Source organism: Serratia sp. CC22-02 (genome assembly GCF_900182895.1).
GTDB classification, from domain to species: Bacteria; Pseudomonadota; Gammaproteobacteria; order Enterobacterales; family Enterobacteriaceae; genus Serratia; species Serratia nevei.
In genome coordinates this window covers 174,433-196,424 of record NZ_FXUD01000008.1, presented here as the reverse complement: position 1 = coordinate 196,424, position 21,992 = coordinate 174,433, and the positions used below count along the sequence as shown (strand labels likewise).

Below are 21,992 nucleotides of genomic sequence, written 5' to 3'. Positions count from 1 at the left end.
GGCTCAGCGCTAGTTCACCCATTCGATGGTCACCAGGCGCGTATCGGCGCGGCCGCGATCGTCCACCGCCCGAATGCGGTAGCGCCCGTTGTTGATCGGCCGCCAGTCGATCGGCTTTTTGCTGGCGCTGCTGCCGAGATAGATATCGTCGACGAACCAGTACACCGTCTTGCTGTCGGCGTCCGTCACCGCGTTGAAGGCGATTTTATCTCGCCCCTGCTGCGACTGGCGCAGGGTATAGGTGGTGTTTTTCAGCGGCGAAGTGATGCGCGGCGCGTTGCCGCCGACGGCGACGCCGTTGTCCTTGCAGCGGTTGACCGGCGGCGCCCGCTTCGGCAGCCCGGCCTGGGCGAACACGTTGGCCAAATCGGAAGGCCAGAACTCAAAGATTTCGGTGCGGGTCTGCGCCGCGTCATACGGCGGGCAGACGACCTCGCCGCTGTGAATATCCAGCACCACCGGCCGATAGACGCTGTCGACCTTGATCGGCGATTTGCCGGGAATAAACCAGGTCTTGCCCTTCTGCTGGCACCACGGCGTGGGCAGATCGCCGCTGGCGAGACAGATCTCCACCCGCCGCAGCCGTTGGGGGAACGGGTGCTTCGGTTCACGCAGGCCAGGATAGCTGGCGTTGACGCTGTCGATGATGTTGAAGAACAGCGGCGCTGCCGCCTCGGCGCCGACCAACGCATTGTTGCCGCGCCCGTCGAAGTTGCCTTCCCACACCACCAGCACGTAAGGGCCGAAAATCCCGACGCTCCAGGCGTCGCGAAAACCCCAGGAGGTGCCGGTCTTCCAGTACACCGGCAGTGAAGAAGAACGTTGCGCCAGCGTATCGCCCGGCCGCCGATGCTGGCGCAGCATATCCAGCGTAATGAAACTGGCCTCCTCGCTCAGCAGCCGAACCGGCGTCGATTCGGCCTCGTTCAGCTGCATACGCAGCGGCCGCAGCTCGCCACGGTTCGCCAACAGCGCATACAGCTTCGCCAACTCCTGCGCCGTCACCTCGCCGCCGCCCAGCACCAGCGACAACCCGTAGTGGCTCTCACTGGCCATATTGGCCACGCCGGTCAGACGCAAAAACTGATAAAAGGTCGGCTGGCGCAGCTGCGAGGCGACATACACTGCCGGGATGTTGCGGCTGAAATTCAGCGCATCGGTGGCGGTCACCGGGCCGAGAAAGCGCCGGTCGAAGTTTTCCGGCGCATAGGCGCCGAACGACGAAGGCACGTCTTTCAGGATGGTCATCGGATGCAGCACGCCCTGCTCCATGCCCAGCGCGTAGATAAACGGCTTCAGCGTCGAACCCGGTGAGCGCTTGGCGTTGGTACCGTTTACCTGCCCCTGGATCGGCCGATTGTAATAGTCCGCCGATCCCACCAGCGCACGCACCCCCATATCGCGGCTGTCCACCAGCAGCACCGCGGCGTTTTGGATGCCGCGGCTGCGGTTGCGGGCGATAAACGCGTTGACCTGCCGCTCGACCAGCCGCTGCAACCCGGCGTCCAGCGTGGTATCGACGCGCGTATCGCGCTGCACCAGTTGCTGCGTCTGCAGCCGTAGCTGCTCGATAAAGTGCGGCGCGATATAGGGCACTTGCTCAGGCTGCCGCAGCGTCAGCGGCAGGCGGAACAGCGTTTGCTGGCTGGCGTCGGTGGGGTAAACCCGCTGCCAGCGCTGGAACAGACGGTTGCGCGCCTGCGTCAATGCAGCGCCGAGCACGCCGGTTTTCGGCTCCAGACGGTAGCTGGGCGACTGCGGCAGCACCGCCAGCGTCAGCGCCTCCGGCAGGGTCAAATCCTTCGGCGACTTGGCGAAATAGATCAGGCTGGCAGCGCCGATGCTTTCGATGTTGCGGCCGTAGGGGGCGTAATTCAGGTAGGCTTCCAGGATATCGTGCTTGGAGTAGCTGAGCTCCAGCTGCACCGCGCGCAGCACCTGCAGCAGCTTGCCGCCCGGCGTGCGGGTGTTGAGATGCCAGCGCATGCGCGCCAGCTGCATGCTGATGGTCGACCCGCCCTGCATTTTGCCGCCGGCGACATAGCTGCGCCAGAAGCCACGCATCAGGCTAACGGGGTTAAAGCCGGGGTTGTAGTAGAACCAGCGGTCTTCGTGCAGCAGCAGCCCACGCACCGCCAGCGGCGACACCTGCTCCAGCGGGGTCCACAGCCGGTAGCGGTCGTCGTTGGCCAACGTGATACGCAGCAGCGCGCCGTGCCTGTCGTAATAGACGGAAGACTGCGGCAGCCCCTGCCACAGGGGCGGATGCGGCCACAGCCGAATCGCGGTCAGCAGCAGCGCCAGTAAAAACGCCGCCATCAAGCCGTTTTGCAGCACGCGCCCGGTCAGGATCTTCATACGTTATCACCGCCCCGGCGCCAGACGCTGGCCTGGCGCCGGATCCGGCCTAGTCGTTGCCCGCCGGCACCACCACCAGCTTGCCACCGCCGGCCGACATCGCCTGTACTTCACGGTCGTACATGGCTTCGCCATAGGCCGGTGGAATAATAAAGCTGCCGGTATTGGTGGCCTTGATCTGATAGACGAACTCCTGCACCTCGGTGCCGGCGCTGCCGTAGATAATCACCCGATCTTCACGGATATCGCTGTAATCCGGCGCCCAGGTGGAGCCGGTAGCGGCCAGCGGCGACTGCCAACCGCCGCGGCCTTCGCTCTCCTCGCCGGCATCGGCCGGTTCCGGCGGCGTCTGCTGCACCACTTCGAACCCGCCCGGCAGCAGATCGACGATCGCCAGGTTGCTCTGCCCCTCTTTCGAGTTGGCGCGCACCTTCAGATGGACGTTGATCTTCTGCCCCAGCGTCACCTGCGTTACCGGTTTGCCCTGTTCGTCGGTGTAATCGCGAACGATCTCAATCCCGCGCGACAGCGCTTTTTGCGACGCATTCAGATCGTAACCGGCCTGCGTCACCACATACCAGGCCGGCGCATTGCCGCCGTTGGTGAAGCGTACCGCGGTAGCATCGGCGTTGAACTGCCCCTGCACGAACAACCCCTGCAGCTCACTGATGCGCTGCGGCTCGCCGCCGGCTTTGCCTACCTGCACGATGCCCAAGGCATCCGCATTGGCGGATTGCGCCGCCACCTGGGCCGAATAGCTTTCCAGCGCCAGAATGCTCATCGCGGAAGAGTAGGTGGTGTAACGCTCTTCTTTCAGCGCCTTGACCATATTCTCCAGCACCTGCGGCGGGATCGACGCCACTTTCTCCGGGAAGTGACGGGTAATCAGATACAGCCGAGTCGCATCCTGCACCAGCGGATCGAAATAATTCTGCGTCCACCAGGCACTGTCATACGCCTTGCTCAGCTGCTGCCAGCTCGGTTGCAGCAACGCGGCGGCTTCGTCGTCCATCTTCAACAGACGGTAGGAAGAAGCCAGATACAGCGCGCTCAGATCGGTTTTCCACCCTTCGCCATAGCGTTTTTGCAGCGTATCCTGCACCGCCGCCAGCGAGTTGGTGGTCACTTCGCCCTGCAGCGTCAGCAGGTAAACCGCCCAGCTGCGCAGGCGCAGCAGATACAGATCGTCGAATCCGCTGGCCGCCAGCTCGCGCAATGCGCCGTTGGCCTCGTCCAGCATGCCTTCCGGCAGGGCGTAGCCCGCCGCTTTGGCTTCGAGCAGATACTGCACCACATAAGGCGTGACGAAAGGATCGGCATCCGGCGACGAACGCCAGGCGCCGATCGCCCCGCTGTCGTTCTGGCGCGCGCGCAGCACGCCAAGCAGGTTGCGCAGCTGCTTGCTGACTTCCGCCTGGCTCAGGCTGCTTTTCATCTCTGGGTGGCGGCTCTGCAGCATCAGCGGAATGGAGCGGCTGACGATCTGCTCGGAACAGTAATACGGGTAATCCGCCAGGTATTGCGCCAGCCCGCTGGTCAGCACCAGCGGCGAATTCGACACCGCCGCCCGGCGCTGCGCGAAAGCGTCGAACATCTGGCGCAGGCCATCGACATTCTGGCTGCTGCCGCTCATGCGCCCCATCACCGACTGGGTGCGGTACGGCGCCGCCGGCCGCACCGAGGTGCTGACGGTGCGGCGGCTGGCCTGGTCGCCGTAACGGGCGTCGAACACCAGCGGTGCATCGCCCAGCGCGGATTTGGCGCGCAGACGGAAAGTGATCACACCCTCGCGTTTTTCCGCCAGCGTCAGGCTTTGCGTCGCGTTGCCCACCACCTCCAACTGCGGCGGCGGCGTCAACAGAACGTTGATGGCCACCGACTGGCCGTTCAACCCTTCGAGGTTGTTGCTGACGCCCACGCTGACGTCGAACTCGTCGCCCGGCGCCACCATCGCCGGCACGTTCGGCGTCATGATGAAGTTGTCGCGCACCGTGGCGGCGGTTTGCGCCTTGCCGATTTTCTCCGGCGTCACCGAAATCGCCATCACGCGGATCTTGCCGTTAAAGTAGTCCGGCACCGGGTAGACGAACTGCTTCTCGCCGCTGACCTCGGTAATGCCGGACCAATAGGCCACCGGCTTGTCGCGTTTGCGCTTGAACGGGTTGAGGTTGAGATCCAGCCCTTCGCCCGCGTCGCCGCCCGGCGCCGCGGTCAGCGCCATCAGCTTGCTGAACTCCGGCAGGATCAGGTCGAGGATCTGCGAGCTGCTCACGTTCAGTTCACGCTTGCTGAAGAAGAACTCCAGCGGATCCTTCAGGCGGTAGCGCGCCACCTGCAGAATGCCCTCATCGACGGCAAACAGCGCCACCTGCTGCGGCGCGTCGGTCTTGACCGTCATCGTCAGGTTTTCACCCGGCTTGATGACTTCCGGCGCCGTCACCTCGAGGCTGTTTTGCCGCGCCTGGGTACTGATCTTGAACGGCATCACGCCATAGCTCAGCGGGCTCATGAAGATTTCACTGGAGTTGATGTCGCGCACGAACTGCACGTTGATGTAGCCGTTGCCCTCCATGCCGGCCGGCACGCGGATCTTCTGCACCGAGCTGGTGGTATCGGTGTGGAACCACTGCCAGGCGTAAACCTTGTCCTTCTCGATGGTGATCAAGCCGCTACCGGTATAAGGCGCGTTGATCGCCACCTCGATCTCCTCGCCCGGCTGATATTCCGCCTGGTTCAGTTTCAGCTTCAGTTCGGCGTTGCGATCCAGCGAACGGCTCAGGTTGGCGTTGCCGGCCACGCTGTAGGCGACGCGATTGAGCGTTTTGCCCTGCGCATCTTCAATCACCAGCACGAAGTCGCCCGGCTTATCGGTCGCCAGCCGCAGATCCGCGCCCTGCTCGCTCAGCGCCAGCGGCTGTTCCGACAGCTGCACTTCCTTCATCTTCGACTGGTATTTGTAAACGCCCGAATCCTGTTTGGTCAGCACCGAGATGTATTTCTGCTCGATCAACACCTGCTTCAGGTTCGGCATGGCGATCTGCTGCAGATTCGGATCGATGGCGATCACGTTCAGATGCCGCTCCGCGTCGCGGTTGATGTAGCCCAGATCGCCGTCCGCCTTCACCCCAATCAGGTAATCGTAAGGCGAAACCAGCGTGCGGGCGGTAGCCGCCACCGAGCGCCCGCCGCCGGCGACGAACGCCTCCGACAGCAGCTGCAGCTGATAGGTGGCGTCGGCGTAGGATTTCAGATCGAGCGGGATTTCGGCCGCGCCGTGCTCATCGGTGGTGCGATCTTCCAGCTCGGTTTCGAACCCGTCGCTGTTTTGCCGGTTTTCATAGAACGCATAATCCGGGAAGCGATCGAAGCTCGGATACATCGGCCGCAGCGTCAGCCTGGTGGTCACGCGGCGATCCTGCGCCGGGGTACCGAACAGGTTCTGCACATCGATGCTGGCCTTCAGCTCGGACGGTTTGACCCAGCCTTGCTGGCGATTCGGCGTCAGCGCCAGCTTCACTTTCAGCTGATCCGGCTCGAACTCCTTCACATTGACCGCGGTATGGCCGAGCAGCGTGGAGGTATCGTTGTTTTTGCCGATCAGATACAGATAGACGTTCCACTCGCCGGTGGGCGAGTTTTCATCGGTGGTATAGCTCAGCTCGTTGAAACCGCTGGCGCCCAGCGTCAGCGGCACGGTGGTCATCAGCTTGTCGCGCGGATCGCGGACTTCGGCGCGCACCGGCACGCCGGCCAGGCCAACGCGCCAGTCGGCGGCGCGGGTGATCAGGCCAATATTGAAAGTATCCCCCGGTCGATAAACGCCGCGATCGGAGAACAGATAGCTGCCGAGCGTGCGCGGATCGGTCGGCGTTTGTTCACCGGCGACGTCGAAGCGCGAGAAGTCCAGCCCACGATCGTTATAGCTGCCGGTCGGCAGGAAGGAGACATCCCCTTCCTTTTCCACCAGGAACATCACCGGCTGGCGCTCGTTGGTGTACACGTCGAGCGCCGGGAAACGCACGTGGCCGTCGGCCCCGGTGGTTTGGCTGAGCAGCGTCACGCCGTTTTTGGCCACTACCGACACGTTGGCGCCGCTGACCGGCGCGCCGCTTTGAATCGACTGCACGAAGACGTCGCGCGTCTTATCCTGCGAGCTCTTGGCGACGATGCCCAGATCGGTCACCACCACAAAGCGCGAATCGCCGACGTCGGGCTGATCATCTCCGGTGCTCTCGTCCGGTTCCTGTTCTGGCTCGGCACCCGCCTCTTCCGCCGCCGGTTTCCGGTTCGGCTGCCATTCAGACAGCGTCAGCAGGAACACCCCGCGATGCGAACTGGCGTTGGTGGAGAGATAACGGGAGAGATCGATGCCCTGATAGTTCACTTCCCCCGGTCGCTCGTTATTGAGCGCCGTCTGGTATTTGAAATGCTCGGTGAAATACTCATCATTGAGCCGGTTGAATTCCGTGGACGAATATTCCCGGCTTTTGAAGGAGACGATGTGCTGCAGCTGGCTCGGGATCACCCGCTTGATGTCCAGCCGCAGGCCCGCCACGTTGCGCGCCGCCACGCTGATCTGTTTGTCGCCGTTGACCGACAGCAGCGAGCCTGCGGACATGAACTGCAGCGATTTCGGGAACTCCGGCACTTCGACCACCCGATAAACCTTCTTCGGCATTTTGTAACCGCCGACGGAGACCAGTTGGTTGTCTATCTCGATCAGCACGAAGCGGTGCGCCGGAGCTTCAAAGCGGAAGCTGAACTCCGGCTGGTAGGCCTCTTCCGCCTCGTTAAGCGTCAAAGGCAATGCCGTCGCCTGCGCCAGCACGTTTTTACCGACGCTGTCGACCGTCCATTGATAGAAATCTTCGGCATCGTTGGCGGTCTCGGCATCGCTCGGATCGTGCTGCGGCAGCAGCCAGGCTTTGGTGGCCCGCGCCAGCTCTTTATCCTTCACCGCATCGCTGAAGCCGACCACCAGCGCACGCTGCCCTTGGCCGCCATCGGTATCCACAACCTGGGCACTGGCGTCGCTCAGCGCCAGGCTGTACAGCGTCGGGACTTTAACCCAGTTGCTTTTCGCCTCTTCGACCGCATTGCCGGCCGCCGTCGATTTGACGCCCTTGCCGACGGTCAGATGCACAGCGCCGCCCTGATCCAGCGCCTGCAGCGGCTCGGAATGCACCCAGGCGTTCAGTTTTTTCTCGTCATAGACCAGAGAGAAGTTCAACTTTTTCTCGGAGGAAGTGCTGCCTTCTTTCAACCCCAGCGAAATCTGTTTTTCAAAGCTGGCGACGTCGACCGGCGCGTTGAACTTCAGATTGAAAATCGCGCTGCGTTTCTGCGCATCTTGCGGATCGCGGTAATACTCAGCCTGCCCCAGGCGGTAATCGAACGCGGGCACGGTGAAGGCATAGCGGGTTTTGGCCAGTTTGATCTGCGGTGCCAGCAGGGTGGCGGGCTCAAGGGTCACGTCATACTTCGCGCCCATCGGCAGCGGCTTTTTCGGCGTGAACAGCAGCGTCGACTCATTGCTCCATGCCCACTGCCCTTCCGCCGTCGGCTTCAGAGTGATGCCGGCGCTCACGGTTTTACCCACTGCGGCGATCGGCGCGACCGACCCGCTGAAGGTCAGGCTCACCGTTTGCGGCGCCTGCCGGGCGGCGGCGTAATCTATCGGCTCGGGGTTGGCAAGCGATGCGCTGACCTCCTGAACCACCATCGGTGCAGGTTCGATAGGCTGAGGCCGGTTTTGCCACCAGTGCCAGCCGTAAAATGCGCCGCCTGCGGCGCCAGCCAACAGCAACAGGCCTAAACCGATCGCTTTCGGGTGTTTATCCACGCCGCTTTCGAGCCGCAAAAAACCGCGCGGCAGCGCAGCCCACCAGGCCGGCGCACGCCAGCTGAGGTTGCCGACCAGCGGTCTCAGCAACCGCCCCAACAGCGACAACGCCCCACCCAGCAGACGACAAACGCCCTTAACCAGGGTAAAAGGCAAACGCAGGATAAACCTTAATAAATCCATTATTGCAGCACCTCATCATCCTAATGCAGCCCCCGGTCAACCGCCGCGGTTCAACCGAGCCGAAAGACGCCGTCGGCTCTCCTGCCCGGCATCCGCGCGAGTACTCTACACTGCCGGGCGGCAAAAATCTGCGCGCCGCCGGCGAATTACGGCTCTTTATTCAACATCAAATCCAGCTGTTGCAGCAGCACCAGCAGCGGCAGGCTGCTCGGTTCACGATCTTTCAACGCCTCTTCGAAATAAGGCGTGATGGCGAAGCGCGTCGGCAGCGGCGCTTCGGCATCCAGCAACGCATACATGCGCGGCAAGAACACCCACTGCAGCCAGGCTTCGGCCGACATGCTATCGATGCAGAACGGCTCGGTGCTGGAGAAAGCCTCATGATCAGGCGGCGCGGCCTGCCACAGCGCCAGATCGCGCATGGATTGTTCAATCGCCTGCAAACTGCGGCGCACCTGGTTATGTATACTCATCTGCATTCCCGATCTCTTGTCATCATGGTATTCAGCGCGCTGGCTGAAAGGCGGCAAAGCATAGCATTTTTATAGCCCAAATTCGGCGCGCCTGAGACAGCTCACCGTTTTTATCTGGTGGCGTTCGCCGCCGCGCGGCACAATAGGCCCACCGAATTCACCACACAGATAAAGATTCATGTCCGTAATAACAGAGAAAAAAAACCACGCGACGCCCGGTAAGGCCATGCTGGCTTCGGTCACCGGTTATGCCATGGACGGGTTTGACCTGCTGATCCTCGGCTTTATGCTGCCGGCCATCAGCATCGAATTGGGATTAACCTCATCGGCCGCCGGTTCACTGGTCACCTGGACGCTGATCGGCGCGGTGCTGGGCGGCGTGATTTTCGGCCACCTCAGCGATCGTTTCGGCCGTATCCGGGTGCTCACGATCACCATCCTGATGTTTTCCCTGTTCACCGGCCTGTGTGCCGTGGCGCAAGGGTATTGGGATCTGCTGGCCTATCGCACCCTGGCGGGCATCGGGCTGGGCGGCGAATTCGGCATCGGCATGGCGCTGATCGCCGAAGCCTGGCCGGCGGAGAAGCGCAACCGCGCTTCGGCTTACGTCGGCATGGGCTGGCAATTGGGCGTGCTGGCGGCCGCCTTCCTGACGCCGCTGCTGCTGGAGCATATCGGCTGGCGCGGCATGTTTTTGGTCGGCCTGCTGCCGGCGCTGGCGTCATTCCTGATCCGCCGTACCCTGGGCGAGCCGGAAGCATTCGTGCGGCAGAAAGATGCCGGGCAACCGCTCTCCTTCCTGCAGCGTTTGCGCCTGCTGTTTAAGGATCGCGCCACCAGCAGGGCCAGCATCGGCATCTTCATTCTCTGTTCGGTGCAGAACTTCGGTTACTACGGCCTGATGATCTGGATGCCGACTTACCTGGCGAAAAACTTTGGCTTCTCGCTCACCAAGTCCGGCCTGTGGACGGCGGTGACGGTGGTCGGCATGACGTTCGGCATCTGGCTGTTTGGCATGCTGGCCGACCGCTTCGCCCGCTGGAAGATCTTCGTGCTTTATCAGATCGGTGCCGTGGTGATGGTGATCGGTTACGCCCAGTTGAGCGACCCGACGCTGATGCTGTTCGCCGGCGCCGTGATGGGCATGTTCGTCAACGGCATGATCGGCGGCTACGGCGCGTTGATTTCCGATACCTATCCGGTGCAGGCGCGCGCCACCGCGCAGAACATCCTGTTCAATCTGGGGCGCGGCGTCGGCGGCCTGGGGCCATTGGTGATCGGTGCGCTGGTGACGCAGGTGTCGTTTACCGCGGCCATCAGCCTGCTGGCGGCAATTTACCTGCTGGATATCTACGCCACGCTGTTCCTGCTGCCGAAAAAACAGAGCGCAGGCGATACGCTGGGCGCGATTGGTTAACGCTGAAGAGGGATTAAGGCGGGGCGCACGCGCAGCGGGATAAAACAAAAAGTTGGGGGCACTGCGTTAACAGTGCCCCCGGTTCGTTTTATAGCTATCCCGCTACACAGCGTGCTCCCTGCTCAATCCTTGAAAACTTTTCCTGCGGCCATCCTGACCAAGTGGTCCTTGCATCATCCTGCAGCATCGTCCTGACGCGGTTCCTCAGCCTTCCTGACCCGCCGACAGTCCTGTGCCGGCTCTCAATCTCCGTCCTGGAGGTGTCCCTGGTTTCTATCCTGAAACATCCTGGGCATCTCCTGACACCATCCTTCGCTCTTGCCTGAGCGCATCCCTTTCTTCTTCCTGAAGCTGCATCATCCTGATGCTTTCCTGCTCCGCCGGTTCCGTTCCGGTAACGATAAGATCGCTTAAATTCCCCGGAATCACAAGGGTTTGGGAGGTGTCTCACACTAAATTAAGACTAAGAGTTATCCTAAAGAAATTCTAACCAATTGATCTGGATAACAATAATCTCATAGCCTGGAGAAAGGCGGGAAAAATTAAGAGCGATCTCTCACAGGCCGTGTGAGAGATCTCTCACACGGGCGACGGCGAATCCGTCGCGATTCAGTCCAACACCGGGCGCAGCGCATCGAGGAAATTCCCCAGCGTCGCCGCCAGCAGGGTGCGCTTATCGCTGCCGAATTGTTCCAGCACCACGTTGCCGCTGACGTTGCACAACGACACCATCGTCATCTCGGATTCGGTGGTCGCCAGGAACAGCGTTGGCGACAGCTTGAGACGTTTTTGCGTCACCAGATGGCCGATCAGGTTCTCCTGCAGGCGGATAAAATCCTCTTCGCTCCAGACCTGCAGCAGGCTCAGGCGATGCTCGCCGAACTGCGCGCTCATGTCACCGGCGTATTGCTGCGTGTAGAAGCGGTGCGCATCCGGCTGCAAACGCAGCTCCAGCGCGGTTTCTACCTTTTCCAGCGTCGCCGCCGGTTCGAAAGGCCGCGGCAACCACAGCACTTCGTCCTCGCGGTTCTCCACGATGCAGGGCGACGGCACGCCGTACAGCGCCTGGCTGGCCGGCGCGTGGCCGCGCTCTTGCTGCCACAACTCGACATAACGTTGAGTGAATTCACGCAGAGCGTGCGATACATCATGGTCCATATTCTTTCTCGCATACGTTAAACTGACGGCCATTGTACCTATCTCTGACCGAGGTGACAGCAGATGTCCTCATATCAAGACCACCAGGCCCTGTCGGGGCTGACGCTGGGCAAACCCACCGCCTACCGCGATCGCTACGACGCCACGCTGCTGCAGGCGGTGCCGCGCAGCATGAACCGCGAGCCGCTGGGCCTGTATCCCGATAACCTGCCCTTCCACGGTGCGGACATCTGGACGCTGTACGAACTCTCCTGGCTGAACGCCAACGGCTTGCCGCAGGTGGCGGTCGGTGAAATCAGCCTCAACGCCGACAGCCTGAACCTGATCGAATCGAAAAGCTTCAAGCTGTACCTCAACAGCTTCAACCAAACCCCGTTCGCCGATTGGGAAACGGTGCGCAGCACCCTGCAGCGCGATCTGTCCGCCTGCGCCCAGGGCGAAGTCAGCGTCACCCTGTTCAGCGTCGAGCAGTTGGAAGGCACGCCGATCGCCCGCCTGGCCGGCGACTGCATCGACCAGCAGGATATCCGCATCGACAATTATGAGTTCAATGCCGACTACCTGCTGAACGCCGCCGGAAAAGAGGTGGTGGAAGAGCGCTTGGTCAGCCACCTGCTGAAGTCCAATTGCCTGATCACCCATCAACCGGACTGGGGCTCGGTGCAGATAAGCTACCGCGGCGGCAAGATCGATCGCGAAGCGCTGCTGCGCTATCTGGTTTCCTTCCGCCACCACAACGAATTCCACGAGCAGTGCGTCGAGCGCATCTTTAACGATCTGATGCGCTATTGCCGGCCGCAAAGCCTAACGGTCTACGCTCGTTATACCCGCCGCGGCGGGCTGGATATCAACCCGTGGCGCAGCAACGTCGAATTCGCCCCCGAGCACGGCCGCCTGGCGCGCCAATAAGTGCGAAACATTGCTCAACAACTGAGCTAACGAGCGGTTTGTGTTGGTAAAAGCACAGGGACGGCGGTAAGGTTAAAACGAGGCTGCGGCCGGGCAGAGCGCCCGCTTCGCCGCAGCACGCCAACCATAAAGAGATGCTGTTTTGCTGCGTATGGATTACTACCGCCCCGCACCGGGTGCAAAGGAGTTACCTTGATTACACACATCAGCCCGCTTGGCTCTATGGATTTATTGTCGCAGCTGGAAGTAGACATGCTGAAGCGCACCGCCAGCAGCGACCTGTACCGCCTGTTCCGCAACTGTTCGCTGGCCGTGTTGAACTCCGGCAGCCAAACCGACAACAGCAAGCAGCTGCTGTCGCGCTATGAAACCTTCGACATCAACGTGCTGCGCCGCGAGCGCGGGGTGAAGCTGGAGCTGGTCAATCCGCCGGAAGAGGCGTTCGTCGACGGCCGCATCATCCGCTCGCTGCAGGCCAACCTGTTCGCCGTGCTGCGCGACATCCTGTTCGTGCATGGCCAAATCGCCAGCGCCGGCCGCTTCCAGCACCTGAACCTGGAAAACTCGGCCCACATCACCAACCTGGTGTTCTCGATCCTGCGCAATGCACGCACGCTGCATCTGGATGAAGATCCCAATATGGTGGTGTGCTGGGGCGGCCACTCGATCAACGAAAACGAATACCTGTACGCGCGCAAGGTCGGCAGCCAGCTGGGCCTGCGCGAGCTGAACATCTGCACCGGCTGCGGGCCGGGCGCCATGGAAGCGCCGATGAAAGGCGCCGCGGTCGGTCACGCGCAGCAGCGTTACCGCAACAGCCGCTTCATCGGCATGACCGAGCCGTCGATCATCGCCGCCGAGCCGCCTAACCCGCTGGTCAACGAGCTGGTGATCATGCCGGACATCGAAAAACGCCTGGAAGCCTTCGTGCGTATCGCACACGGCATCATCATCTTCCCGGGCGGCGTCGGCACCGCCGAAGAGCTGCTGTACCTGCTGGGTATCCTGATGAACCCGGAGAACAGCGAACAGGTGCTGCCGCTGATCCTGACCGGGCCGAAAGAGAGCGCCGACTACTTCCGCGTGCTGGACGAGTTCATCATGAACACGCTGGGCGACGAAGCGCGCCGCCATTACACCATCATCATCGACGATCCGGCGGAAGTGGCGCGGCAGATGAAGCAAGCCATGCCGCTGGTGAAGGAAAACCGCCGCAACACCGGCGACGCCTACAGCTTCAACTGGTCGATCCGCATCGCGCCGGATCTGCAGCTGCCGTTCGAGCCGACCCATGAGAACATGGCGAACCTCAATCTGTATCCGAACCAGCCGCCGGAGCAATTGGCCGCCGCGCTGCGCCGCGCGTTCTCCGGCATTGTGGCCGGCAACGTGAAGGAAAATGGCATCCATGCCATCGAGCAGTTCGGCCCGTACAAACTGCACGGTGAACCGCAGATGATGAAGCAGATGGACAGCCTGCTGCAGGGCTTTGTCGCCCAGCACCGCATGAAGCTGCCGGGCAGCGCCTATGTGCCCTGCTACGAAATCGTAGCCTGACCCTCAATCCCGGGCGGCGTAACAGCCGCCCTGTTTTTTCTGACCTTACCGCCCATGATGATACACCTACTGATTGTCGACGCCCTGAACCTCATCCGCCGCATTCACGCCGTGCAGGGCTCCCCTTGCGTCAACGCCTGCCGCCACGCGCTGCAGCAGCTGATCCAACACAGCCGCCCAACCCATGCAGTGGCGGTCTTCGACGAGGACGATCGCCGCGACAGCTGGCGCCACCAAATTCTGCCGGACTACAAGGCCGGGCGCTCGCCGATGCCGGAAAACCTGCAGCAGGAGATGCCGCAGCTGCGCGAGGCCTTCGCCGAACTGGGCGTCGCCAGCTGGCATTCTCCCGGCAACGAGGCGGACGATCTGGCGGCCACTCTGGCGGCGAAGGTCGCCGGCGGCGGCCACCAGGTGACCATCGTCTCCACCGACAAAGGCTACTGCCAGCTGCTGGCGCCGAACGTGCAGATCCGCGATTACTTCCAGAAACGCTGGCTGGACATGCCCTTCGTGCAGCAAGAATTCGGCGTACAGCCGCAGCAGCTGCCGGACTATTGGGGGCTGGCGGGGATCGGCAGCAGCAAGATCCCCGGCGTGGCCGGCATCGGGCCGAAAACCGCCGTGCTGCTGTTGCAGCAGTCGGGCAGCCTGGATGGGCTCTATCAGCACCTGGAGCAGGTGCCGGAGAAATGGCGCGGCAAGCTGGAGCAACACCGCGAGCTGGCCTACGTCAGCAAACAGGTCGCCACGCTGCGCACCGATCTGTCGCTGGACGGCAACCTGCAGCAGCTGCGCCTGCCGATATAATAAGGGCGCTGCAAGCAGCGCCCTTCATAAGGCTTAACGCGATTAATCGCGCTCGTCGCGCCGGCCCGGCACCGCCGACCACATGCGGCGCACGTGTACGGTGATCTCTTCGCGGTCGTGATACAGCTGCTTGGCGTGCACTTCGACGCTGATGCCAGCGGCGCCCAGCGCTTCGCGGATGCTCGTCAGGTTTTGCGACACTTCCTCATAGCGCTTTTTCATCGGCAGCTTGAGGTTAAAAATAGCTTCACGGCACCAGCCTTTCACCAGCCACTGAATCATCAGGCTGGTCACCTTCGCCGGTTTCTCCACCATGTCGCACACCAGCCAGTAGATCTTGCTGCTGTTCGGCTCGAACTTGAAGCCGTCGGCGCGGTGGTGCGTCACCTGGCCGGTTTCCATCAGGCTCGGCGCCATCGGGCCGTTATCCACCGAATGCACCATCATGCTGCGTTTCACCAGCTGATAGGTCCAGCCGCCCGGGCAGGCGCCCAGATCGACCGCGTGCATGCCGCTGGCCAGGCGTTCGTCCCACTCGTCGGCGGGGATAAACACGTGGAACGCTTCTTCCAGCTTCAGCGTCGACCGGCTCGGCGCATCGGCCGGGAAACGCAGACGCGGAATGCCCATGTAGAACGGCGAGTTGTTGTTGCTGTAGGAGTAACCAACGTAGCAGCAGCCCGGCGCGATGAAGAACACGTGCACCACCGGGCGAGTCGGGTTCTCGCGCGCCATCAGCACCTTCTGCTCGCGCATCGCGCCGCGCAGCGGCACCGTCAGCTTGCGGCAGAACTTCATCAGCTCTTTGCTTTCGTTGGTGTCCGGCACTTCCACCCGCAGCTCACCGCCGCGGTCAACCACGCCGATCAGCATGCCGACGATCGGCGATACCCGATCTTCCGGCGGCAGATCGCGCAGCAGCTCACCCACCACGATCATCTGGCGGGCGAAAATCAGTTCGCGGAACGGAATTTCCCGCGCCAGGCGGTCGGCATCGTCCGGCTGATAGCATTCGAACAGCACGTAACCGCTGTGCTCTTTTACCCGCGCAAAGCCGTAAATCTCCAGCTGGGCGGCTTTGTCGGTGATCTCCGCCGCACACTCTTTTTCAAAGCCGGGACGGCAGTACAACGCAATCTTATTCATGGCGCTCGGCCTTTTTCCTCAGACGCAAAGCGCCAATCAACATCAATATCCAGCCGATCAGGAAGCACACGCCGCCAACCGGCGTGATATAAACCCAGACCTTCAGGTGCGACAGCGCCAGGCAATAGAGGCTGCCGCTGAACAACACGGTGCCGAACGCCAACAGCGCTCCGCTCCAGTAAAACCACAGGCTCACGCGGCGCTGCATCGCGACCGCCAGCGCCAGGATGGCCAGGGTGTGGAATCCCTGATATTCCAGCCCGGTGCGGATCCAGGCCATTTCGTTGGCGCCGAGCGTACCGCTTAGCACATGCGCGCCGAATGCGCCCAACGCGACAAACACAAAGCCGCTGATAGCGGCGAAAACCAGCATGGAACGGCTGCTCATCGTGATCTATCCCATTAAAAATCACCGGCCGCGGCAAGGCGGCGGCCGGCCTTATTGTTCGTAGCGGAAGCGGAACTTCTCTTGTTCGCTGGCGGCACGCGCCAGGATCCACTGCCGGAAGGCGGCTATTTTACCCAGTTCTGCCTGGCTGTCATGACATACCAGATAAAAAGCGTTTTTACTGACCAGCACATCGTTGAACGGGCACACCAGGCGACCGGCTTCAATCTCGGTTTGCGCCATCACGTTGTTCACCAGCGCCACGCCCTGGCCGTGTACCGCCGCCTGCACCACCATGGCGCTGTGGCTGAAGATAGGCCCCTGCTGCACGTTGATGTGCTGCAACCCCAGTTGGCGCGTATAGGCTAGCCAGTCGCGGCGCGAAACGTCGTGCAGCAGCGTATGATAAGCCAGATCCTCGGCGGTTTTCAGCGGATGATCGCCGGTCAGCAGGCTAGGCGAACACACCGGCAGCAGATATTCCGCATACAGGCGCTCGGCACGCAGCCCCGGCCAGTTGCCACGGCCGTAGAAAATCGCCACGTCAACGTCGTCCGCCAGCTTGTCTTCTTCGCGGTCCACCGCCTGGATGCGCACGTCGATCCCCGGATAAGCTGAGTTAAAGCCGGACAGGCGCGGCACCAGCCACTGAATGGCGAAGCTCGGCGGCAGACTGACGGTCAATGCCCCCTTGGCGCTGCGCGCCTGCAGCTTGCGCGTCGCCTCGTTGATCGAAGAGAAGATCTCCTTGATATCAAGGTAGTAACTTTGCCCCTCTTCGGTCAGCAGCAGCGAGCGGTTGCGCCGGCGAAACAGCTTCAGCCCGAGGAAGTCCTCCAGCGACTTGATCTGGTGGCTCACCGCGGCCTGGGTCACGAACAGCTCTTCCGCCGCCTTGGTGAAACTCAGGTGGCGAGCGGCCGCATCGAACACGCGCAGCGCATTGAGGGGAGGTAAGCGTTTAGACATTAAATTAGCTACTTTTGTGTAACATTAATCCGAATGATTCGGTGCCGAAAATCGGGCGGCTTTGCGTGGCAAGCCATCGGTAAACGCTAACGGCGTATTGCCATTAGTTTTTTTAATCCGAGCCATTATAATTTGTCCGTTGAGGATGCGCCAGCAAATACCTATAGTGGCGGCACTTCCCGGGCCGGAACGAAAAGGGAGTGGGTGTCGAGGACGCCGATGAACTTTTGGCTTGTGGTTGTGATGTTGTGTTTGCAAATTGTCCGGCGATTCCGGACATGGTAGCTAGGCTACTGTTTTTTCACTTCCTGTACATTTACCCTGTCTGTCCATAGTGATTTTATGCAGCACCGCAAAACTTGCGGTGCTTTTTTTTGCCTGACGGTTACTGGTTGCTTTCAACCATCTCTTTCACATCGGCGCGGTTGATCTGCTGCTCGACGCCGTTGGCGTCTTTATAGCTGATCATGCCGGTGTCGTTGTCCACTTTAGGCTTGCCGTCAGCGACAATGGTGCGTCCGTCATTGGTATGCATCACGTAGTTGCTGGAACAGGCGGCCAGGGTGAACGTAAGCATCAGAGCAGAGAGAACTGCGGCTGTTTTCTTCATTGAGGACTCCTTTGTAGTTTTAAATGCTGGTAAATACCTTTTATCTGTATAGATGCGATTAATTAGCGCACATTTAATAGCATAACAAACTTTCCCAATTTTGCCAGGCGATAAGTCCTAATAGGCAGGATCGCTTGTCTCCGGCGGCAAAATAGGACAGGATCACCCATCGACTCAAGCCAGTGACAATCAGGGTATGACGCCTTTTAACCCCAGCCTTTTTCGCCAACAGTTTCCCGCGCTCGCGCAGGACGGCATCTATCTGGACAGCGCCGCCACCGCGTTGAAACCGCAGGCGGTGATCGACGCCACGCAGCAATTTTATCGCGATGACGCCGCCACCGTGCACCGCAGCCAGCATCGGGCAGCGCAGGATCTGACCGCCCGTTTCGAACGAGCGCGCGTCCAGGTAGCGCAGCTGATCAATGCGCCGTCGGCCGACGACATCGTCTGGACGCGCGGCACCACCGAGGCGATCAACCTGGTGGCGCAGAGCTACCTGCGTCCGCGCCTGCAGCCGGGCGATGAAATCCTGGTAAGTGAAGCGGAACACCACGCCAACCTGATCCCCTGGCTGATGGTGGCAGAGCAAACCGGCGCGCGGGTGGTGAAACTGCCGATCGGCGCCGATCGGTTGCCGGATTTGACGCAGCTGCCCGCCCTGCTCAACGACAACACCCGCCTGTTGGCGCTGGGGCAAATGTCCAACGTCACCGGCGGCTGCCCGGATCTGGCGCCGGCGATCGCACAGGCGCATGCCGCCGGCGCACGCGTGATGATCGACGGCGCTCAGGGCGTGGTTCACGGCCCGGCCGACGTACAGCGGCTCGACATCGATTTCTACGCCTTCTCCGGCCACAAGCTGTATGGCCCGACCGGCATCGGCGCGCTGTACGGCAAAGCCGAGCTGCTGGCGCAGATGGCGCCGTGGCAAGGCGGCGGCAAGATGCTGACCCAGGCGTCGTTCGACGGTTTTACCCCGCAAAAACCGCCGCACTGCTTCGAAGCCGGCACGCCGAACATCGCCGGCGTGCTGGGGTTGGCCGCGGCGCTCACCTGGCTCAACGAGCAGGACATGGCGGCGGCGGAGCGCTACAGCCGCGAGCTGGCGGACCAGGCGGAACAGCGGTTGGCGCAGCTACCGGGCTTTCGCAGCTTCCGCAGCTCCGGCTCCAGCCTGCTGGCGTTCGATATCGCCGGCGTACACCACAGCGACATCGTCACGCTGTTGGCGGAGCAAGGCATTGCGCTGCGCGCCGGCCAACACTGCGCGCAGCCGCTGATGGCGGCGTTAGGCGTCAGCGGCACGCTGCGCGCATCGTTCGCCCCCTACAATACGCAACAGGACGTCGATACGCTGGTCAGCGCGTTGACTCACGCCCTCGATCTGCTGGCCGACTGACTTGATTCCCGGAGACGCTATGCTCGCCCCCCATCCTTTTGGCCGAGAGGTCACCGCCGAAGCGTTGATCGCCGCCTTCAGCACGCTGAAACAGTGGGAAGACCGCTACCGCCAGCTGATTATGCTCGCGAAACGGCTGCCGCCGCTGCCGGAGGCCTTGCGCAGTGAAGAAATAGCGTTGAGCGGGTGTGAAAACCGCGTCTGGTTGGGGCACCAGTTGCTGGAAGACGGCACGCTGCACTTCTATGGCGACAGCGAAGGCCGCATCGTGCGCGGCCTGTTGGCGGTGCTGCTGACCGAAGTGGAAGGGAAAACGCCGCAGCAGATCGCCGCATTGGATCCGCTGGCGCTGTTCGACCGCCTGGCATTGCGCGCGCAACTGAGCGCCACCCGCGCCAGCGGCCTGGCGGCGTTGGCCGCCGCCGTAAAGGCCATCGCCGCCCGTTACGCCTGACGCGCCGCCTTCGCCACCATCTTTTTCAGCGCGTGCGACACGGCGACGAAGCCGAAGGTCGCGGTGACCATGGTCGCCGCGCCGAATCCCGCGCTGCAATCCATTCTTTTCGGCCCTTCCGCCGTACTGCGCGAAGCGCACACCGAACCGTCCGGCTGCGGGTAAACCAGCGGCTCGCTGGAGAAGACGCAGTCGATGCCCAGCTTGCCCTTGCCGTTTTTCACCACGTTGAAATCGTGCTTCAGCCGCTCGCGCAGTTTGGCGGCCAGCGGATCCTGGATGGTTTTCGCCAGATCGGCCACTTCGATCTTGGTCGGGTCAATCTGCCCGCCGGCGCCGCCGGTAGTCACCACCGGGATCTTGAAGCGGCGGCAGTATGACAGCAACGCCGCCTTCGGCCGCACGCTGTCGATCGCGTCGATGACGTAGCTGAAGTTATGGTCCAGCAGCTCGGCGACGTTGTCCGGGGTGATGAAATCGTCGATGCAGGTCACCCGGCATTCCGGGTTAATCGCCAGGATACGCTCCGCCATCACCTCGGTTTTCGATTGCCCGACGTGTTGGCGCAACGCGTGGATCTGGCGGTTGGTATTGGTGACGCAAACATCATCCATGTCGATCAGGGTGATGGCGCCGATGCCGGTGCGCGCCAGTGCCTCAGCCGCCCAGGAACCCACGCCGCCGATGCCGATCACGCAGACGTGCGCCTGCGCGAACACCGCCAACGCCTGCTGGCCGTACAACCGCGCCGTGCCGCCGAAACGCTGCAGATAGGCTTCCGAATAAGCTGTGCTCATAACGCTTTAATTACCTTCGTAATGCAAATGATAAGGGCCGGAAAATCCGGCCCTTGCGGGTCACTCTTTTCACGCCGTATGCGTTTACCGGGTGGCCAGCAACGAACCGCTGCCGTTTGACTGATTGGCGCTGAACAGCTGGCCACCGCCGTTGTTCTTCAGCACCCAGACGCGGCCATAGTGGTTGTAGTACCCCGCCGAGTGGCCGGCTTCCGGCCCGATGCCCTGATACATGTCAAAGTGCTGGCCCTTGATGGCGCCGCCCACGTCGAGCGCGACCATCAGGCGCATCTCGTATTTTCCCGTGAATTTACCCTTGTTGTCCAGCAGCGGCACTTCGGCCAGCAGCGTGGTGCCTGCCGGGATCAGCGACCGGTCGGAGGCTACCGAGGCTTTGGCGATCAGCGGCACCGCGCTGGCGCCCTTCACCGGCGCAAAAGCTTCCGGGCGGAAGAACACGAACGACGGATTCTGCTCCAGCAGCTCACGCACCTCTGCGGCGCTGTGGGTATCCGCCCACTGACGGATCGCCTGCATCGACATGTCCGCCTTGGCCACTTCGCCGCGATCGATCAGCACCTTGCCGATGCTGCGATAGGCGTGGCCGTTCTTGCCGCCGTAGCCGAAGAACACCAGCGGCTGGCCGTTGCCGTAGTCGACGTAGCCACTGCCCTGGACTTCCATCATGAAGTTGTCCATCAGCGAGTTGGTGTAAGCGATGATATAGCGATCGTCAAGCGCGCCGGAATAGATGCCCGCGCGATCCGGCAAGCGGCCTCTGCCCTTCGGCGGCATGCGGTACAGCGGATAGCGGAACTCGCCCTGTTGGGTATAGCGCGCCTGCACCACCGGCGTGTAGTAGCCGGTAAACTGCACGTTGCCGTAATTGTCGACGCCTTCCATCTGGTAAGCGCTGAGGCCGTACTGGCTCAGCATGCGCGTGTCGGCGCCGGACGCCATCCAGCTTTGCACCGCCTGATAGGTGCTGTTGTTGCGGTTAAACAGCGAAGGCGATGCGTACTTGATCTCCATCAGCTGATCCGAGTAGTCCTTGGCGTTGACCGGCGAACCTTTGGCGTTGGGCTGATTGACCAGCTCCAGCGATTGATCCAGACGGCCGTCTTTATATTGCTGACCCCGATCGGTCGGCTTGGACGAACAGCCCGCCAACACCGCCACCATCAACCCGCCCAGCAGGTATTTGCCCCAACGTCCTTTCATCGCGCACACTCTCAAACTGATATGATCTACCGGCTGAACGATAACAAACGCTCATTGATAAAGGAATCGCTGCAAATAAAAAAAGCCGCACGGAGGATGGTGATGAAAAAGAAGGCAAATTGCGGGCAAATCCAGCAGAAAAACGGGTTTAGGCCAATAAAATGCAAAAAGGGTTTGCAACAAAACGCACGGAGAGTATAGTGCGCATCCATCGGACGCGGGGTGGAGCAGCCTGGTAGCTCGTCGGGCTCATAACCCGAAGGTCGTCGGTTCAAATCCGGCCCCCGCAACCAACCGA

The 21,992-nt window shown here is 61.6% G+C and carries 16 protein-coding genes and 1 tRNA gene; 7 read left to right on the top strand and 10 right to left on the bottom strand.

Annotated elements, in window-relative coordinates:
* Window positions 1-9: 9 nt before the first annotated feature.
* From pbpC to QOL81_RS22130, 3 genes are all read right to left on the bottom strand, one after another.
* Window positions 10-2,358, bottom strand: coding sequence for a penicillin-binding protein 1C (gene pbpC / locus QOL81_RS22140; RefSeq protein ID WP_197658930.1), 2,349 nt, complete (start codon window positions 2,356-2,358; stop codon window positions 10-12).
* Between the two features lie 49 nt (window positions 2,359-2,407).
* Window positions 2,408-8,383, bottom strand: coding sequence for an alpha-2-macroglobulin (locus QOL81_RS22135; RefSeq protein ID WP_283440033.1), 5,976 nt, complete (start codon window positions 8,381-8,383; stop codon window positions 2,408-2,410).
* A gap of 146 nt (window positions 8,384-8,529) precedes the next feature.
* A complete protein-coding gene (locus tag QOL81_RS22130; protein WP_033638567.1) occupies window positions 8,530-8,856 on the bottom strand; it encodes a YqcC family protein in 327 nt (108 codons plus the stop codon).
* Between the two features lie 178 nt (window positions 8,857-9,034).
* Between QOL81_RS22130 and QOL81_RS22125 the strand changes: the two genes are divergently transcribed.
* Window positions 9,035-10,273, top strand: a complete 1,239-nt coding sequence (locus QOL81_RS22125) for an MFS transporter (RefSeq protein ID WP_060423053.1) — start codon at window positions 9,035-9,037, stop codon at window positions 10,271-10,273.
* Between the two features lie 609 nt (window positions 10,274-10,882).
* On the opposite strand, the gene syd is transcribed toward QOL81_RS22125, so the two are convergent.
* Complete coding sequence (syd, locus tag QOL81_RS22120) at window positions 10,883-11,431, bottom strand: SecY-interacting protein (protein ID WP_038878762.1); 549 nt, start codon at window positions 11,429-11,431, stop codon at window positions 10,883-10,885.
* Between the two features lie 63 nt (window positions 11,432-11,494).
* On the opposite strand from syd, the gene queF reads away from it, so the two are divergent.
* From queF to xni, 3 genes are all read left to right on the top strand, one after another.
* A complete protein-coding gene (queF, locus tag QOL81_RS22115) occupies window positions 11,495-12,340 on the top strand; it encodes an NADPH-dependent 7-cyano-7-deazaguanine reductase QueF (RefSeq protein WP_070913916.1) in 846 nt (281 codons plus the stop codon).
* A gap of 192 nt (window positions 12,341-12,532) precedes the next feature.
* Window positions 12,533-13,897, top strand: a complete 1,365-nt coding sequence (gene ppnN / locus QOL81_RS22110) for a nucleotide 5'-monophosphate nucleosidase PpnN (RefSeq protein ID WP_038878760.1) — start codon at window positions 12,533-12,535, stop codon at window positions 13,895-13,897.
* A gap of 54 nt (window positions 13,898-13,951) precedes the next feature.
* A complete protein-coding gene (xni, locus tag QOL81_RS22105; RefSeq protein WP_070913915.1) occupies window positions 13,952-14,707 on the top strand; it encodes a flap endonuclease Xni in 756 nt (251 codons plus the stop codon).
* 42 nt (window positions 14,708-14,749) lie between these two features.
* Here xni and rlmM read toward each other — a convergent pair whose 3' ends face one another.
* From rlmM to QOL81_RS22085, 4 genes are all read right to left on the bottom strand, one after another.
* Window positions 14,750-15,853 (bottom strand): 23S rRNA (cytidine(2498)-2'-O)-methyltransferase RlmM, encoded by a 1,104-nt coding sequence (rlmM, locus tag QOL81_RS22100; protein ID WP_047729979.1) that lies wholly within the window; start codon window positions 15,851-15,853, stop codon window positions 14,750-14,752.
* The gene (locus QOL81_RS22095; RefSeq protein ID WP_004931896.1) at window positions 15,846-16,241 is read right to left on the bottom strand and encodes a DUF423 domain-containing protein; all 396 of its coding nucleotides are present in this window, start codon (window positions 16,239-16,241) and stop codon (window positions 15,846-15,848) included. Before QOL81_RS22095 ends, rlmM begins: the two co-directional genes overlap by 8 nt.
* A 51-nt stretch (window positions 16,242-16,292) precedes the next feature.
* Entirely contained in the window at window positions 16,293-17,210 is a 918-nt protein-coding gene (locus QOL81_RS22090; protein ID WP_025304049.1) for a transcriptional regulator GcvA, read from the bottom strand.
* 385 nt (window positions 17,211-17,595) lie between these two features.
* On the bottom strand, window positions 17,596-17,820 hold the full coding sequence (locus QOL81_RS22085; RefSeq protein WP_025304050.1) for a YgdI/YgdR family lipoprotein: 225 nt from the start codon (window positions 17,818-17,820) through the stop codon (window positions 17,596-17,598).
* A gap of 196 nt (window positions 17,821-18,016) precedes the next feature.
* Here QOL81_RS22085 and csdA point away from each other — a divergent pair, with 196 nt between their 5' ends.
* Both csdA and csdE read left to right on the top strand, forming a co-directional pair.
* On the top strand, window positions 18,017-19,222 hold the full coding sequence (csdA, locus tag QOL81_RS22080; RefSeq protein ID WP_060423041.1) for a cysteine desulfurase CsdA: 1,206 nt from the start codon (window positions 18,017-18,019) through the stop codon (window positions 19,220-19,222).
* 19 nt (window positions 19,223-19,241) lie between these two features.
* The gene (gene csdE / locus QOL81_RS22075; RefSeq protein ID WP_283440032.1) at window positions 19,242-19,676 is read left to right on the top strand and encodes a cysteine desulfurase sulfur acceptor subunit CsdE; all 435 of its coding nucleotides are present in this window, start codon (window positions 19,242-19,244) and stop codon (window positions 19,674-19,676) included.
* Here csdE and tcdA read toward each other — a convergent pair.
* Window positions 19,667-20,473 carry a tRNA cyclic N6-threonylcarbamoyladenosine(37) synthase TcdA gene (tcdA, locus tag QOL81_RS22070; protein ID WP_004931886.1) on the bottom strand — a complete coding sequence of 269 codons (807 nt, stop codon included), beginning with the start codon at window positions 20,471-20,473 and terminating at the stop codon, window positions 19,667-19,669. The genes csdE and tcdA overlap by 10 nt on opposite strands.
* 84 nt (window positions 20,474-20,557) lie before the next feature.
* Window positions 20,558-21,694: a murein transglycosylase A gene (mltA, locus tag QOL81_RS22065; RefSeq protein ID WP_201966088.1), complete on the bottom strand. Its 1,137-nt coding sequence runs from the start codon at window positions 21,692-21,694 to the stop codon at window positions 20,558-20,560.
* Between the two features lie 216 nt (window positions 21,695-21,910).
* Between mltA and QOL81_RS22060 the strand changes: the two genes are divergently transcribed.
* Window positions 21,911-21,987: transfer RNA gene (locus QOL81_RS22060), tRNA-Met, on the top strand.
* Window positions 21,988-21,992 lie beyond the last annotated feature (5 nt).

Coding starts and splice junctions, on each gene's coding strand:
- xni (WP_070913915.1), top strand. CDS start 13,952: ATGATGATACACCTACTGATTGTCGACGCCCTGAACCTCATCCGCCGC.
- QOL81_RS22135 (WP_283440033.1), bottom strand. CDS start 8,383: ATGGATTTATTAAGGTTTATCCTGCGTTTGCCTTTTACCCTGGTTAAG.
- csdA (WP_060423041.1), top strand. CDS start 18,017: ATGACGCCTTTTAACCCCAGCCTTTTTCGCCAACAGTTTCCCGCGCTC.
- syd (WP_038878762.1), bottom strand. CDS start 11,431: ATGGACCATGATGTATCGCACGCTCTGCGTGAATTCACTCAACGTTAT.
- queF (WP_070913916.1), top strand. CDS start 11,495: ATGTCCTCATATCAAGACCACCAGGCCCTGTCGGGGCTGACGCTGGGC.
- rlmM (WP_047729979.1), bottom strand. CDS start 15,853: ATGAATAAGATTGCGTTGTACTGCCGTCCCGGCTTTGAAAAAGAGTGT.
- QOL81_RS22085 (WP_025304050.1), bottom strand. CDS start 17,820: ATGAAGAAAACAGCCGCAGTTCTCTCTGCTCTGATGCTTACGTTCACC.
- QOL81_RS22095 (WP_004931896.1), bottom strand. CDS start 16,241: ATGAGCAGCCGTTCCATGCTGGTTTTCGCCGCTATCAGCGGCTTTGTG.
- tcdA (WP_004931886.1), bottom strand. CDS start 20,473: ATGAGCACAGCTTATTCGGAAGCCTATCTGCAGCGTTTCGGCGGCACG.
- QOL81_RS22130 (WP_033638567.1), bottom strand. CDS start 8,856: ATGAGTATACATAACCAGGTGCGCCGCAGTTTGCAGGCGATTGAACAA.
- QOL81_RS22090 (WP_025304049.1), bottom strand. CDS start 17,210: ATGTCTAAACGCTTACCTCCCCTCAATGCGCTGCGCGTGTTCGATGCG.
- QOL81_RS22125 (WP_060423053.1), top strand. CDS start 9,035: ATGTCCGTAATAACAGAGAAAAAAAACCACGCGACGCCCGGTAAGGCC.
- pbpC (WP_197658930.1), bottom strand. CDS start 2,358: ATGAAGATCCTGACCGGGCGCGTGCTGCAAAACGGCTTGATGGCGGCG.
- csdE (WP_283440032.1), top strand. CDS start 19,242: ATGCTCGCCCCCCATCCTTTTGGCCGAGAGGTCACCGCCGAAGCGTTG.
- mltA (WP_201966088.1), bottom strand. CDS start 21,694: ATGAAAGGACGTTGGGGCAAATACCTGCTGGGCGGGTTGATGGTGGCG.